Origin of the sequence: Lentzea californiensis, assembly GCF_024648825.1 — a bacterium.
GTDB classification, from domain to species: Bacteria; Actinomycetota; Actinomycetes; order Mycobacteriales; family Pseudonocardiaceae; genus Lentzea; species Lentzea californiensis.
Genome location: NZ_JANBBE010000003.1, coordinates 210,448 through 224,341, shown reverse-complemented (window position 1 = coordinate 224,341; position 13,894 = coordinate 210,448). Strand labels below are relative to the sequence as shown.

Sequence of the window (13,894 nt, the reverse complement as noted above, 5' to 3'; positions counted from 1 at the left end):
CTGTGTCGAAGTCGGGCCCGGCTATCGCGGACCAGACTTCGACACAGACCCTAAACGCGGGCTTGCAGGGCCGTCGCCTCCGTGTCGCGGCCCTGTTCCCGGTACAGCTCCAGCGCCCGGTCCCACTGCTCGCGCGCCTGCGCGGTCTCTCCCGCCGCCGCGTGCACGTCACCCAGGTGTTCCAGCACCGTGGCCTGCTCCGCGGAGTTGTCCAGCTCCCGGTACAAAGCCAGCGCCTCGCCGTAGTGCGCGACGGCGTCGGCGTGGCGGCCGTCGTGGTGGGCGATGTGCGCGAGGCTGTCGAGAGTGGCCGCGCACCCCTCGGCGTGACCGAGCTCGTCGCCCAGCCGCATGGCTTCCTCGCAGAACGTGCGGGCCTCGGTGTAGCGGCCCAGGCAGGCGTAGCGCCAGCCGGCGTCGTTCAGCGCCTCGGCCACGCGGATCTCCGTCCCGGCGGCGCGGAACTCCTCCAGCGCGGCGAGCGAGTGCTCCAGCGCCCTCTCCAGGTCGCCCACGAACTCCGCCGCCCACGCGATCGCCCGGTGCGCGCCGCCGTGCGCCTCGTGGTCGCCGGTGCCAGCGGCCAGTTCCAGACCGCGTTCGAAGTGGCTGTGCCCCAACGGGGTCTGACCGACCTCGATGTAGTCGGCACCGAGGCACCGGTGCGCGGTGGACTGCTTGATCGGGTCTCCCAGCGCCTCCGCAGCACGCAACGCCGTCAGCCAGGCGTCGATGTCGTCGGAGGTGCGGCCACGCCGGAGGTGGTAGTTGTTCAGCGCGCGGCCGATCAGCCAGGCCGCGCCGAAGTCCTCCCGCTGCAACGCCTGTCGCTGTTCTGCCATCAGGCAGGCGTGCTCGGCGTCGAACCAGGCCATCGCCGCCGCGTTGGTCCCGAACGTGAGCGCGTGGCCGCTTTCGTGCTCCGGCAACATCTTGTGCGGTTCCAGCGCGAGCGCGGCGGCCCGTGCGGTGGCGGCGTAGAAGTCGGCGAGCCGGGACCCCGGGTCGGCGGGGAGGTCCGCCGCGTACAGGCCGACCAGGTCGTGCATCCGGTACCGGCCGGGCACGTGCTGCTGCACCAGGTACGCGTTCTCCAGCTCTCGCAACACCATTCGCGCCCGCGTGACGGGCCGGTCGAGCAACGCCGCCACCGCCGTGAGACTCACGTCCGCCGTGCCGGCGGTGCCGAGCAGGCCGAACGCGCGCGCCGCCTCGTCCGAAAGCGCCGCCACGGACCAGGAGAACACCGTCCGCAGGTTCGTGGCGATCTCGCCCGTGTCCAGCGCGTCGAGGGGCTGCTCGCGCAGTTCCGCGGCGAACGCGGCCAGGGGGAAGTCCGGTTCCACCGCGGCGCGGGCGGCGACGATCGACAGGGCCAGCGGCAGCCCGCCGCACCAGTTCACCAGGTCCGCGACCACCCCGGGTTCGGCCGCCACGCGCGCGGCGCCCAGCCTCGCCACGAGGAACTCGCGGGCGTCGGCCGGGTGCAGCACGTCCAGTGACACGGACCGCGCCCCGTGCGCCGCCACCAGTCCTGCGAGCTTGAGCCGGCTCGTGACCAGCACCGTCGCGTCGGGGCCCGGCAGCAGCGGCACGACCTGCTCGGTCGAGCGGGCGTTGTCGAGCACCACCAGCAGCCGTCGTCCCGCGACCACGCTGCGATAGCGCGCGGCCCGTGCGTCCAGGCCCGCCGGGATCGTCTCCTCCCCCAAGGCCTCCAGGAACTCGCGCAGCACGGTCTCCGGCGGCGTCGGCCCGGCGGACGGGTCGAAGCCGCGCAGGTTCACGTAGAGCTGGCCGTCCGGGAACTCGTCGAGGTGCCGGTGCGCCCAGTGCAGTGCCAGCGCGGTCTTGCCGATGCCGCCCGTGCCGCCGATCACGACCGTGCCGGACGACCCCAGCGCGGCGAGTTCGCCGGTGCGGCCGGTGAACCACGGGTGCGGCGCGGGCAGCTGACGTGGTCCGGCGGCGCGTTCCTCCACGCTGCCGACGAGGATCCGCTGATGCATGTCCTGCAACGGTTTGCTCGGGTCCACGCCCAGCTCGTCCGCGAGGCGGCGGCGCACGGTCTCGTAGTGCCGCAACGCCTCCGCGTCGTTGCCGGTCCGGTGCAGCGCCAGCATCAGTTGCGCGGCAAGGCGTTCGTCGTGCGGCAGCGCGTCGGCGAGCTGCCGCAGCGATTGCAGTAGCGCGGTGTGCCTGCCCTCCGCGAGCGCCACGTCGTTGCGGTCGAGTTCGGCGGCGACGCGTTCGGCGTGCCAACTCTCACGCAGCGCGTCGAAGTACGGCGACTCGAGGCCGTCCAGCGCCTGCCCTCGCCACAACCCGAGCGCCGCGTCGAGAGCGCCCTGCCGCACGAGTGCGCGGAAGCGGAACAGGTCGACCTGCGCCGCGTCCACCACGAGCCGGTAGCCGGCCGGCGAGCGTTCGATGTCCAGTCCGAGCAGCTTGCGGAGCTTCGACACGTACCCGTAGAGCGTCTCGCGTGCTCGCAGGGGCGCCCGCTCGCCCCACACGCGGCCGAGCAGCCGATCGACCGGAACCGGCCTGCCCTCCTCCACCAGCAGCGCGACCAGCACAGACCGTTGCCGGACGTGGCCGATCTCGACCAGCGCGCCCGCGTCCCGCACCTCCACGGCGCCGAGCAGCCCGAACTCCAAGATCACCCCTCAGCCAGTGGATTCAAGGTTCATCCTAGGTTCACCCTTGATCGAAAGGGCAACGTCGGCACGGCAGGAAGGCCCCGGTCCGACCGGACCCGGCAGCCCAGCCACGGGGCCTTCCCCACCTTCGGCGCAACGAAAGATCACCCGAGCGGACCAGGGCGCACTCGTTCCTCCACATGCGACCCTGGAGTGTGTGAGCACCACGCGGATCGGCTCGTTCAACGTGGAGAACATGTTCGAGCGCCCGAAAGTCATGGGCCGCAACGCCACCAAGCACGCGGCCCCGATCCTGGCCGCCCACGCCCGTTTCAACGAGCTCATCGCCGCCGAGACCTACGCGCCGGAAGTCAAGGAAGAGCTCAAGGAACACCTGGCGACACTGCAGTTGCTCAGGAACGACCGCAGTAGGTACGCGATCCTGCGGCGCATCCGCGGCCGGTTCCTCGCGCGCCACCGCACCGGCGAAACCTCGGTCGTGGCAAGCGGTCGCGAGTCCTGGGTCGGCTGGGTGGAACTCACCACCGAACCCGTCAGCGAGCTCGCCACGCGCCACACCGCACAGGTGATGCGCGACGTCGGCGCCCACGTCCTCGGCGTGGTCGAGGCCGAGTCGCGCGAGCTGCTGCACATGTTCTCGGCCAGCATGCTCAAGAACGTCGGCTGGACCCCGTACGAGGAGGTCCACCTCATCGACGGCAACGACGAGCGCGGCATCAACGTCGGACTGCTCACGCGCGACGACCATCAGGTCATCACGATCCGCACGCACGTGTACGCGAAGGACAGCTCGGGCGTCGTGTTCTCCCGCGACTGCGCCGAGTACCACGTCCGCACCCCCGCCGGCCCCGAGGTCGTCGTGCTCGTGAACCACCTGAAGTCCAAGGGCTACGGCGCACCCGGCGACCCGATCGGCGCCCGCCGCCGGTTCCGCCAGTCGGTCCGCATCGCCCGCATCGTGAACCGCCTGCGCGACGAGGGCCACGAGCACATCGCCGTCGTCGGCGACCTCAACGACACCGCGGACAGCGAGGCGCTGCGCCCCCTGTTCCAGCGCACGGGCCTGCGGGACATCAGCGAGCACGAGAACTTCGACTGGGACCACCGCCTGGGCACGTACCGCGGTGTGAACGAGAAGGGCAAGATCGACTACGTCCTGCTCACCCCCGCACTGTTCGCGAAGACCACCGGCGGCGGCGTCTTCCGCAAGGGCGTGTGGCGCGGCCCGCGCACGAAGAACCGTTGGGACGTCTACGAGACCATGACGAACGAGGTGCACGCGGCCAGCGACCACGCCGCGATCTACGCCGACATCGACTGGACGCTCTGAGCACCTGGCCGGAAGTCCTGTCCGAATGGGCGGGACGCCCGGGCTCTGAGGTTGATGAGGGGAGCTTTCATAAACCTGAGGTTTATGAAAGCTCCCCTCATCAACGTCGTGTGGGGATGTCCGGCGTGGTGCGAGACTTCGCCGGGCGGGAAGGGGTGATGCCGCTTTGAGACAGAACTTCTGAGCAGGTGCTTAGACGACCTCGACGGTCACCTCGACGACGTCGCCCGGTGCCACGTCGTTCTTCTTGCGCACCGCCGCCTTGATCGGCAGCACGTAGCAGCCGGACTGCTTGTCCGGGAACACCGACGTCGACCAGGTGCTCGCGCCGACCCCGGCGCGCACCTTGACCGCGCCGAAGCCGGCGCCGGGCGTGGCGATGTCGCGGATCTGGTCCGAGACGTCCTCGGGCAGCGTCACGAAGGTCCAGGTATCCGTGCGGCGGGCGTCCCAGATCCAGAGCTCCGCGTCGAAGACGAACATCCGTCCATTCTCACAGAGGGGCGCTGATGACGAAGTCCTCGTCGAACCGCGCGGCCAGCGCCTCGCCCAGCCCGTACGGCGTCCACCGCCGCACGAGGTCCAGGAACCCGGTGAGGTCCTGGCGCACGCGTTCCAGGTGCCCGGCGAGGTCCGCGATCTCGCACGCGGGGTCGTCGGGGCGGTCCTCGTCCGGCCGCAGCCTGACCACGCCGACGGCGAACTCCACTCCGGGCGACGGCGAGTGCCCCAGCCACGGCACCTCGCCGTCGAGCAGCCTCGCCCAGTCGCGCCAGCTCTCCAGCCCGGCGCAGCAGCCGGGTCCGACGCGCACGCCGGTCTCGGTGTCCCGCACCTGCAGCCCGCCGGCCATGACGATCACCTCCTCGTCCACCAGCGCGCGGAGTTGCGCCGGTCCGAACTCGGCGTCGTCGTCCGAGCCGTAGTCGGCGATGGCGGCGAGCGCCCGGTCGAACTCCTCACGGCTCATCCGCCCGGACAGCGCAACGACGTCACCGCCGGTCACCTCGACCACCGCTTGAACCTCGATCACTCACCCATTGTGGTGACGAACGCCACCGACCATTTCGGTCGGTAAACCTACCGAATCGGTCGGTGAACGTCGTAAAGTCGATTTCATGCCACGACAGCCCAGGACCGGGGTCGACGAGAACATCCTCGACGCCGCCGCCGCGCTCTTCGCGCGGCACGGCTTCGAGCAGACCTCGTTGAAGTCGCTCGCGGACGCTGTCGGCTTGTCCAAGGCCGGCCTGCTGCACCACTTCCCGAGCAAGGACGCTCTCTTCGAAGCGGCGTGGGAGCAGAGCCGTGTGCTCACGATGCACGTCCTCGACCAGGTCTCGCCGCTGCCCGCCGGGCCCGAGCGGGACCGGCGGGCGCTGGAGCTGCTGACCGACCACGCGCTGGACCGGCCAGGACTGGTCTCGCTGCTGTTCCGGACGATGACGGCGCCGGGCGAGGACCCGCAGCAGGCGCAGGACGAGCTGCTCCTCAACGAGATGTTCGTCATCGACCCCGAGGAAGAACTGCCCCGCGCCATCCGGATCGTCGGCGCGCTGAGCGCCATGGCCGTGCTCACCCTTCTGGCCAACCAACAGGGTGACAAGACGACGTGGCGCCCCTTGATCCTCTCTACCTGCTACGACGCACTCGGGCACCAGGAGGCCTGACCATCATGGCGAAACTGCTCTACAAACTGGGAATGGGCACCTACCGGCGCCGTCTCCCCGTCGTCCTGATCTGGCTCCTCGTGCTGATCGGCACCGGTGTCGGCGCGTTCACGCTCGGCGGTGAGACGTCCAACTCGATGTCCATCCCCGGCCAGGAGTCGACCACCGCCCTGGAGCGCATCCAGGAGAAGTTCGGTTCCGGTGAGACCGCGTCGGCCAAGGTCGTCGTGCAGGCCCCGGACGGGCAGAAGCTGCCGCAGCACGTCAAGGCGATCAGCGACCTGGTGGCCGACGAGTCCGCGCTGAAGGGCGTGCGGTCGGCGACGAACCCGCTCGACCCGGCGGCGCCCAGCGTCAACGCCGACGTCAACGTCGGCTACAGCACCGTCACCTACGACGTGAAGCCCGGTGAGGTCACCGCGGAGCAGCGCGCCGAACTGACCAAGGCCGTCGACAAGGCGCGCGCCGCCGGACTGACCGTCGAGGTCACCGGCACCGCGATGCAGGAGACGCCGCACGTCGGCGGGCCCACCGAGGCCATCGGTGTCGTGCTGGCCCTGGTCGTGCTCGCCCTGACCTACGGCTCGCTCGTGACCGCGGGCATGAACCTGCTCAGCGCCGGTATCGGCGTCGGCATCGGCACGCTCGGCATCACGATCGCCACCGGGTTCATGGACCTGCAGTCGACCACGCCGATCCTCGCCTCGATGCTGGGACTCGCGGTCGGCATCGACTACGCGTTGTTCATCATCAACCGCTACCGCCAAGAGCTGCGCCTCGGCTCCAGCGTGGGTCACGCCGTCGCGACCGCGGTCGGCACCGCCGGTTCCGCCGTCGTCACCGCCGGGCTCACCGTGGTGATCGCGCTCGTGGGTCTCGCGATCGCGGGCATCCCGTTCCTCACGCAGATGGGCGTCTCCGCCGCCGCCACGATCGTCGTCTCGGTCCTGATCGCCATCACGCTGGTGCCCGCGGTGCTGAGCCTGCTCGGCCGTCGCGTGCTGACCCGCAAGGAACGTGCGGCCGAGGCCTCGGAGCCCAAGGACCGCGGTGTCATCCGCGCCTGGGGCGGTGCGATCACCCGCAACCGCGTCGTCGCGCTGCTGTTCTCGGTCGTCGCGCTCGGCATCGTCGCGATCCCGGTGACGTCCATGGACACCACGCTGATCCAGAAGCCGCCGGCCGGTTCCACGCAGGAACGCGCCGACCAGATCCTGGCGAAGGGCTTCGGCGAGGGCTTCAACGGCCCGATCATCGTCCTGTTCGAGGGCGAGGGTGCCGCCGCGACGGCCACCGAGGCGTCCAAGCCGATCGCGCAGCTGTCCGACGTCGCCCTGGTGACGCCGGCCCAGCCGAGCCAGGACGGCAAGTCCGCGCTCGTCACCGTGATCCCGAAGTCCGGCCCGGACACGGTGGAGACCGAGAAGCTCGTCGCCGACCTGCGCGCCGAACTGTCCGGTGTGGACGGCGGCAAGGCGTACGTCACCGGTGCCACCGCGGTCAGCGTCGACGTGGCCACGTCACTCGACAAGGCCCTGCCGATCTACCTCGCGGTCGTCGTCGGCCTGGCGCTCGTGCTGCTGGTCCTGGTGTTCCGCTCGCTGCTCGTGCCGCTGGTCGGCGTGCTCGGCTTCCTGCTCACCATCGGCGCGTCGCTCGGCGCCACGGTGGCGGTGTTCCAGTGGGGCTGGCTCTCCGGCGCGGTGAACCTCGACAGCACCGGCCCGCTGATCAGCCTCACGCCGATCCTGGTGATCGGCATCCTGTTCGGCCTAGCCATGGACTACCAGATCTTCCTGGTGTCCCGGATGCACGAGGCGCACCACCGCGGCGCGAAGCCCATCGAGGCCATCACCACGGGCTTCCGCCAGGCCGCCCCGGTCGTCGTGGCCGCCGCACTGATCATGTTCTCGGTGTTCGCGGGCTTCGTCCCCGCCGGGGAGGCGACCGTGAAGTCGATCGCCTTCGCCCTGGCCGTCGGCATCTTCGTGGACGCGTTCGTGGTCCGCATGGTGCTCGTGCCGGCCGCGCTCGCCCTGCTCGGTGAGCGTGCGTGGTGGCTGCCGAAGTTCCTGCGCTGGCTGCCGGAGCTCGACGTCGAGGGCACCGCGCTCGACGAGATCGAGAAGAAGGACAGGGCGGAGCCGGTCAGCGTCGGCTGATTCCGCTCATGAAAAGATCCCTCGCGCCCGTGATCACGGGCGCGAGGGATCTTTTCTGCGTTCAGGCCACCTGTCCGGTACCCAACGCCGATGAGCCGCTCTCGGTGAACTGGCGCCGCACCCAGCGGGCGACGGTGCGCGGTGGCGGCTCCACGACCCCACCCAGGTGTGCCACCACGGTCAGCTCGGCACCGTCCTCGACGGCGATCTCCCACCCGTGGCACTCGGTCCACAGCAGCGCGACATCGTGATCGGGACGTCCGGACAACCGGCCGTCCACGGCGATGTACACACGCATCGGTTTGAGCTGGTCCACGCACGAGGACTCACCGCTCAAGCCCAGTTCCCGCGTGACCCTCAGCGCGTAATCAAGCGCGATCACGTCGTCACCACCCTCCGTCCGCCGGGGTAACAACGCCGACTGCTTGACGCACGACGCGGTTACCCCGGGAGGAGGAACGCAAACGCGGTTATTCGCCGCCGAAGTCGCCGAAGTCCTCGAACGCGTCGTCCATCATCTCGCCGACCACCATGCCGCCGACGACACCGGCGGCACCGGCCGCGACGACCGTGCCCATGCCCATGCCGCCCCGGCCGTGGTGACCGTGCACGCCATGACCGTGCATGCCACCGCCACGCTGCGCGACCTGGGCCAGCCACCCGTTGATGGACGAGGCCCAGTCGGCGACCTCCGCCTCCTGGTGCGACAGGTGGAAGTGACCGAACGCGTCACCGCCCGACGAGAACATCCCGCCGCGCCTGTCCGCCTCCAGGATGACGAACAGCTCGTGCGGGTTCGCGACGAACGTCAGCTCGACCTGCTGGACGGCACCGGCGAACTGGGCCGGCGGGAAGAACTCGATCTCCTGGTAGAAGCCGAGCTCCTGCGGCACGCCGTGCAGGCGGCCGGCCTCGACGTCCGCGCTGCGGAACGAGAACCCGAGCTGCCCGAACGCGTTGAGCACCGCGTCCTGCGACGGCAGCGGGTGGACCAGCACGGGGTCGAGGTCGCCCTTGTCCGGCGCACCCGCGATCACGAGCTCGGTCCGCACGCCCACGGTCATGCCGGGCAACTGGCCGCCGCCGACCGCGGTGATCGGGGTCTCCCACGGGATCGGCAGCTGGAACGGGATCGCGACCAGCTGACCGGCCGCGACCCGCACGCCCTGCTGCACGACGACCCGCAGGAACTCGGACACGCCGCTGTACTCGTGATCCCCGCGCTCGACCTCGACGCGGGTGACGAGCGACAGCACGACCTGGCCGATCTCGGCGTCCGCGCTGCCACCCTGGATGCGCACCTGCCCGGTGACGACCTGACCGGGCGTGGCGTGCGGCGAGTCCAGCACGGTGTCGACCGACGGGCCACCGACGCCGAAGGCGCTGAGCATCCGTTTGAACATGTGTGTTTCCTCCTTGGGAAACTCCGGTCAGCGGACGCCGACCGGACGGGTGTCGGTTTCGTCCTCGAAGTCGCCGATCAGCTCTTCGAGGAGGTCTTCGAGTGCCGCGATGCCCAAGATCTCGCCGTCAGCGACCAGGGCGAGCTGCGACCGTTCGGCACGCATCGCGGTCACGGCCTGGGCCACCGGCATCGACGCGGGCAGCGTCAGCACCGGGCCCATCAGCTCGCGGGCCGGCGGGTCCTCGCCGCGGGCCGTGGCGCGCATGGCCTCGCGGATGTGCACGAGTCCGACGTACCGGCCGTCCTGGCCGGTGACCGGGAAGCGCGACCGTCCGCACTGGAGGCTGCGGCGCTCGACCTCCCGCGCGGTGGTGGCCTCGGTGACGGTCGACGTCTCCTCGATCGGCACCATCACCTCGCTCACGGTCGTGCGCTGGACCTGCAGCATCCTCGTCAGCAGCCGTTGCTGGGCCTCGGGGATGAGACCGTGCTCGGCGGACTGGCGCAGCAGCATCCGCAGGTCGTCCGGCCGGTGCGCCTGCGCCAGCTCGTCCTGCGGCTCGACCTTCATCAGGCGCAGCAGCGAGTTCGTGACGCCGTTCAGTCCACTGAGGAGCCAGCGGACCGAGCGGGCGAACGCGCGGAACGGCAGCGCCAGGATCAGCGCGGACCGCTCGGGGTTCGCGATGGCCCACGACTTCGGGGCCATCTCGCCGACGACCATGTGCAGGAACACCACCAGCACCAGGCTGATCGCGAACGCGATGCCGTAGGCGAACGCCTCCGGCAGGCCGGTCAGGCGCAGCGCCGGTTCCAGCAGGTCCGCGACGGCCGGCTTGGCCAGCGCGCCCAGGCCCAGGGTGCACAGCGTGATGCCGAGTTGGGCACCCGCGAGCATCAGCGACAGCTCACGAACGCCCGCCACGGCGGCACGTGCCGCCCGTGACGTCTCGGCGGCCTGCTCCAGCCGGTGCCGCTTCGACGCGATCAACGCGAACTCCGCGGCCACGAAGAAGCCGTTCAACGCCAGCAGCACAACGGAGATGACGATGCTCATCGGGACAACACCACCGAGTCGGGCACGTTGCGCGCCACGGAGGTGACCACCAGTCGCACGCCGTTCATCTCGATCTCGTCTCCGGCCTCGGCGACCCTGCCCAGCTGGTGCAGCACCAGACCGGACACCGTGTCGTAGGCGTCGTCTTCCGGGAGTTCCACGCCGGTGGCGTCCTCGACCTCGTCCAGCCTCATGCGGCCGGGCACGCGCCAGTCGTCGCCGACCTTCTCGATCATCTCGGCCATGTGGTCGTCCTCGTCGTGGATCTCACCGACGAGCTCCTCCGCCAGGTCCTCCAGCGAGATCACGCCGGCGAACCCGCCGAACTCGTCGACCACGCAGGCGAGCTGACGGCGTTCGGTGCGCAGGCGCTCCAGCACGGCGGGCAACGGCAGCGTCGCCGGGACGACGAGCGCGGGCGAGGCGATCTTCCCGATCTCCGTCGAGGAACGCTCCTCCGGCGGCAGCGTCAGCACCTCGGCCAGACCGACGACACCGCGCAGGTCGTCCAGGTCGTCGCCGACCACCGGGAAACGCGAGTTACCGGTCTCCAGCAACGAGACCACGCGCGCGGCGGGTTCGTCGGACCGTACGGTGTGGACGTTCACGCGGGGCGTCATCGCCTGTTCCGCGACGAGCTCGCGGAACCCGATGCCGTGCTCCAGCAGGCGGGTGAGCTCGGGGTCGAGGTGTCCCCGTTCCCCCGCCTCCTCGACGATCTGCCGGAAGTCCTCGGGGGTCGCGCCCTGGGGCAGTTCCTCGACGGGCTCGATGCCGAGCGCGCGCAGCAGCCGGTTCGCCGCCGCGTCGAACAGCCGGATCACCGGACCGGCGATCTTCAGGTAGACCAGCGTCGAGGAACTCAGGGCCAGCGCCAGCTTCTCGGGCCGCGCGATCGCGAGGTTCTTCGGCAGGAGCTCACCGAGCACCATCTGCACGAAGGTCGCGAAGACCAGCGCGATCACCATCGAGCCCGGCACACCGAGACCGGTGCCCAGCAGCGGCTCGGCGACGTAACCGACGAGCAGCGCCGTCACCGTGATGCCGAACTGGGCACCGGACAGCATGAAGGAGAGCTTCTGGGTCACGCGGTAGGCACGGTCGGCGGCCTTCGAGCCGCCCTCGGCCAGCTGCCGCAGGCGGCCGCGGTCGACCGCCATGTACGCGAACTCCTGCGCGACGAAATAGCCGGTGGCCACGGTGAGGGCCACGATGGCGAGCAAGCCGGATGCGATCAACAAGACGCACCCGGCCCAGTACTACAGCCGTCTACATCGGCTTCTTCAGACATGTACCAACAGTAGCACGTAGCACTGTATGGTTTGAGGTGACGGGAGGTCACCGCCATGTCCGAAGCACTGCTGAAGATCGGCGAGCTCGCCGCCCGCGCCGGCGTGAGCATCCGCACCGTCGACTACTACACGACGCTGGGCCTGATCAGCCCTGCCCAGCGCACCGCGAGCAACTACCGCCTCTACCGCGGCGACGACGTGGAGCGCATCCACCTCGTACAACGCCTGGAGGTCCACGGTCTTCCCCTGGAGGACATAGCCCGCGCGTTCACGGCCGGTCCGGCCGACACCGCCGCGGTGCTCGGGCAGATCGACACGGACCTGCGCACGCTGCAGGAGGCCGCCGACGCCGCGTCCCCGGAGATGCACGGCTTGCTGTCGGTGATCGCGAACCGGGTCCACTCGCTGATCACCATCGCGCTGCAACTGCCGCCCGACCTCCCGATGTAGCCAGTGGCGTGGCTCAGAACCTTGACTGGGTGATCCACGCTCAGCAGGGCGCCTCGCGGCCGTCTGACCGCGAATTCGCCCGGCAACGTTCTGAGCCACGCCACTAAGGTCGACGAAGGACCTCGGGAGGCGCAGTGGGGCTACGCAGCGAGCACTGGTACGCAGGTCAGGACCGCAACGCCTACATCCACCGCGCCTGGATGCGCCGCGGCACCCCGGACGACGCCTTCCGCAGGCCGCAGATAGCCATCGCCAACTCCGCCTCCGACCTCACCCCGTGCAACGCGCACCTGGACGAGGTCGCGAAGTCCGTCTCGAACGGCGTGTACGAGGCGGGCGGCATCCCGCTCAACCTGCCCGTGGTGTCGCTGGGCGAGACCAACGTCCGCCCCACCGCGATGCTGTGGCGCAACATGGCCGCGATGGCGGCCGAGGAGATGCTGCGCGCGAACCCCGTCGACGGCGTGGTGCTGCTGGGCGGGTGCGACAAGACGATCCCGGCGCTGCTGATGGCCGCCGCGTCCGTCGACATCCCGGCGGTCGTGCTGCCGGGCGGGCCGATGCTGACCGGCACGTTCCGCGGCACTCCCCTGGGCTGCGGCACGGACGTCTGGCGGCTGTCCGAGGAGGTGCGCGCGGGCACGTTGTCGCAGGAGGCGTTCGCGCGCTCCGAGTCGGCGATGATCCGCAGCCGCGGCCACTGCAACACCATGGGCACCGCGTCGACGATGGCGCTGGTCGCCGAGGCGCTGGGCACCAGTGTCCCCGGCGTGGCGGGCACCCCGGCGCCGGACAGCAGGCTGCTGGAGGCCTCGCACGGCACCGGCAGGCTGGTCGTGGAGCTGGTCGAGCGGGACCGCCGGCCGAGCACGTTCCTGACCAGGGCGTCGTTCCACAACGCGATCGTGGCGCTGGCGGCGATCGGCGGCTCGACCAACGCCGTGGTGCACCTGCTCGCGATCGCGGGCCGGCTCGGCGTCGAGCTGACGCTGGACGACTTCGACCGCATCGGCTCGGGCGTGCCGTTGCTGGTGGACCTGCAGCCGGCGGGCCGGTTCCTGATGGAGGACTTCCACCGCGCCGGCGGGCTTCTGGCCGTGCTGCGGGAAGTGCGCGACCTGCTCGATCCCGCCGGGCTCACGGTCACCGGACGGCCGCTCGTCGACCACCTCGGCGACGCGCCGATCTGGGATCCCGAGGTGATCAGGAGCAGGTCCGCGCCGATCATCACCGAGGGCGGGATCGCGGTGCTGCGCGGCAACCTGGCGCCGTCGGGAGCGCTGATCAAACCGGCGGCCGCGTCGGCGCACCTGTTGCAGCACCGGGGGAAGGCCGTGGTGTTCGACAGCATCGAGGACTTCCACGCCCGCGTCGACGACCCCGACCTCGACGTGGACGCGGACTCCGTGCTGGTGCTGCGGGGCTGCGGCCCGCGCGGCTATCCGGGCATGCCGGAGGTGTCGAACATGCCGTTGCCGAAGAAGCTGCTGGAGCAGGGCGTGCGCGACATGGTCCGCGTCTGCGACGGGCGCATGAGCGGCACGGCCTACGGCACCGTCGTCCTGCACGTGGCACCGGAGGCGGCCGCGGGCGGGCCACTCGGCCTGGTGCGCACGGGTGACGTCATCGTGCTGGACGTGGAGAACCGCCGGATCGACGTCGAGGCGCCGGACTTCCTGTCCCGCACGCCGAACGCGGCCACGACAGCGGCGTTCGCCTCACCGAGGCGGGGCTGGGAACGGCTCTACGTCGACCACGTCCTGGGCGCCGACACCGGAGCCGACCTCGACTTCCTGATCGGCTCCAGCGGCAGCGAAGTCGCTCGCGAATCGCACTAGTGCGAGTGTTCGTGCTCCTCGACGTGA

Annotated in this window: 12 protein-coding genes; 5 read left to right on the top strand and 7 right to left on the bottom strand. The window is 70.4% G+C overall.

What is annotated here, in order from left to right:
• Positions 1-50: 50 nt before the first annotated feature.
• On the bottom strand, positions 51-2,660 hold the full coding sequence (locus tag LX88_RS15375; protein ID WP_258948450.1) for an AfsR/SARP family transcriptional regulator: 2,610 nt from the start codon (positions 2,658-2,660) through the stop codon (positions 51-53).
• A 199-nt stretch (positions 2,661-2,859) separates the two neighbouring features.
• Between LX88_RS15375 and LX88_RS15370 the strand changes: the two genes are divergently transcribed.
• On the top strand, positions 2,860-3,993 hold the full coding sequence (locus tag LX88_RS15370) for an endonuclease/exonuclease/phosphatase family protein (RefSeq protein WP_258948449.1): 1,134 nt from the start codon (positions 2,860-2,862) through the stop codon (positions 3,991-3,993).
• Positions 3,994-4,185: 192 nt separating this feature from the next.
• Here the strand turns inward: LX88_RS15370 and LX88_RS15365 are convergent, their stop codons facing one another.
• Positions 4,186-4,476 (bottom strand): DUF1905 domain-containing protein, encoded by a 291-nt coding sequence (locus tag LX88_RS15365; RefSeq protein ID WP_258948448.1) that lies wholly within the window; start codon positions 4,474-4,476, stop codon positions 4,186-4,188.
• 10 nt (positions 4,477-4,486) lie between these two features.
• Positions 4,487-5,026: a hypothetical protein gene (locus LX88_RS15360; protein WP_258948447.1), complete on the bottom strand. Its 540-nt coding sequence runs from the start codon at positions 5,024-5,026 to the stop codon at positions 4,487-4,489.
• Between the two features lie 85 nt (positions 5,027-5,111).
• Between LX88_RS15360 and LX88_RS15355 the strand changes: the two genes are divergently transcribed.
• Together LX88_RS15355 and LX88_RS15350 are read left to right on the top strand one after the other, a co-directional pair.
• Positions 5,112-5,663 (top strand): TetR/AcrR family transcriptional regulator, encoded by a 552-nt coding sequence (locus LX88_RS15355; protein ID WP_258948446.1) that lies wholly within the window; start codon positions 5,112-5,114, stop codon positions 5,661-5,663.
• Positions 5,664-5,668: 5 nt separating this feature from the next.
• Entirely contained in the window at positions 5,669-7,825 is a 2,157-nt protein-coding gene (locus tag LX88_RS15350) for an MMPL family transporter (RefSeq protein ID WP_258948445.1), read from the top strand.
• A gap of 61 nt (positions 7,826-7,886) precedes the next feature.
• Here the strand turns inward: LX88_RS15350 and LX88_RS15345 are convergent, their stop codons facing one another.
• The 4 genes from LX88_RS15345 to LX88_RS15330 form a co-directional block, all read right to left on the bottom strand.
• The gene (locus tag LX88_RS15345; protein WP_258948444.1) at positions 7,887-8,207 is read right to left on the bottom strand and encodes a DUF6292 family protein; all 321 of its coding nucleotides are present in this window, start codon (positions 8,205-8,207) and stop codon (positions 7,887-7,889) included.
• Between the two features lie 88 nt (positions 8,208-8,295).
• The gene (locus tag LX88_RS15340) at positions 8,296-9,228 is read right to left on the bottom strand and encodes a sporulation protein (RefSeq protein ID WP_258948443.1); all 933 of its coding nucleotides are present in this window, start codon (positions 9,226-9,228) and stop codon (positions 8,296-8,298) included.
• Between the two features lie 27 nt (positions 9,229-9,255).
• Positions 9,256-10,287: a hemolysin family protein gene (locus tag LX88_RS15335; RefSeq protein WP_258948442.1), complete on the bottom strand. Its 1,032-nt coding sequence runs from the start codon at positions 10,285-10,287 to the stop codon at positions 9,256-9,258.
• A complete protein-coding gene (locus LX88_RS15330; protein WP_258948441.1) occupies positions 10,284-11,525 on the bottom strand; it encodes a hemolysin family protein in 1,242 nt (413 codons plus the stop codon). The genes LX88_RS15335 and LX88_RS15330 overlap by 4 nt, the downstream gene beginning before the upstream one ends.
• A 108-nt stretch (positions 11,526-11,633) precedes the next feature.
• Here LX88_RS15330 and LX88_RS15325 point away from each other — a divergent pair, with 108 nt between their 5' ends.
• Complete coding sequence (locus LX88_RS15325) at positions 11,634-12,029, top strand: helix-turn-helix domain-containing protein (protein ID WP_258948440.1); 396 nt, start codon at positions 11,634-11,636, stop codon at positions 12,027-12,029.
• A gap of 134 nt (positions 12,030-12,163) precedes the next feature.
• Positions 12,164-13,867 (top strand): dihydroxy-acid dehydratase, encoded by a 1,704-nt coding sequence (locus LX88_RS15320; protein ID WP_258948439.1) that lies wholly within the window; start codon positions 12,164-12,166, stop codon positions 13,865-13,867.
• Positions 13,868-13,894: the final 27 nt, after the last annotated feature.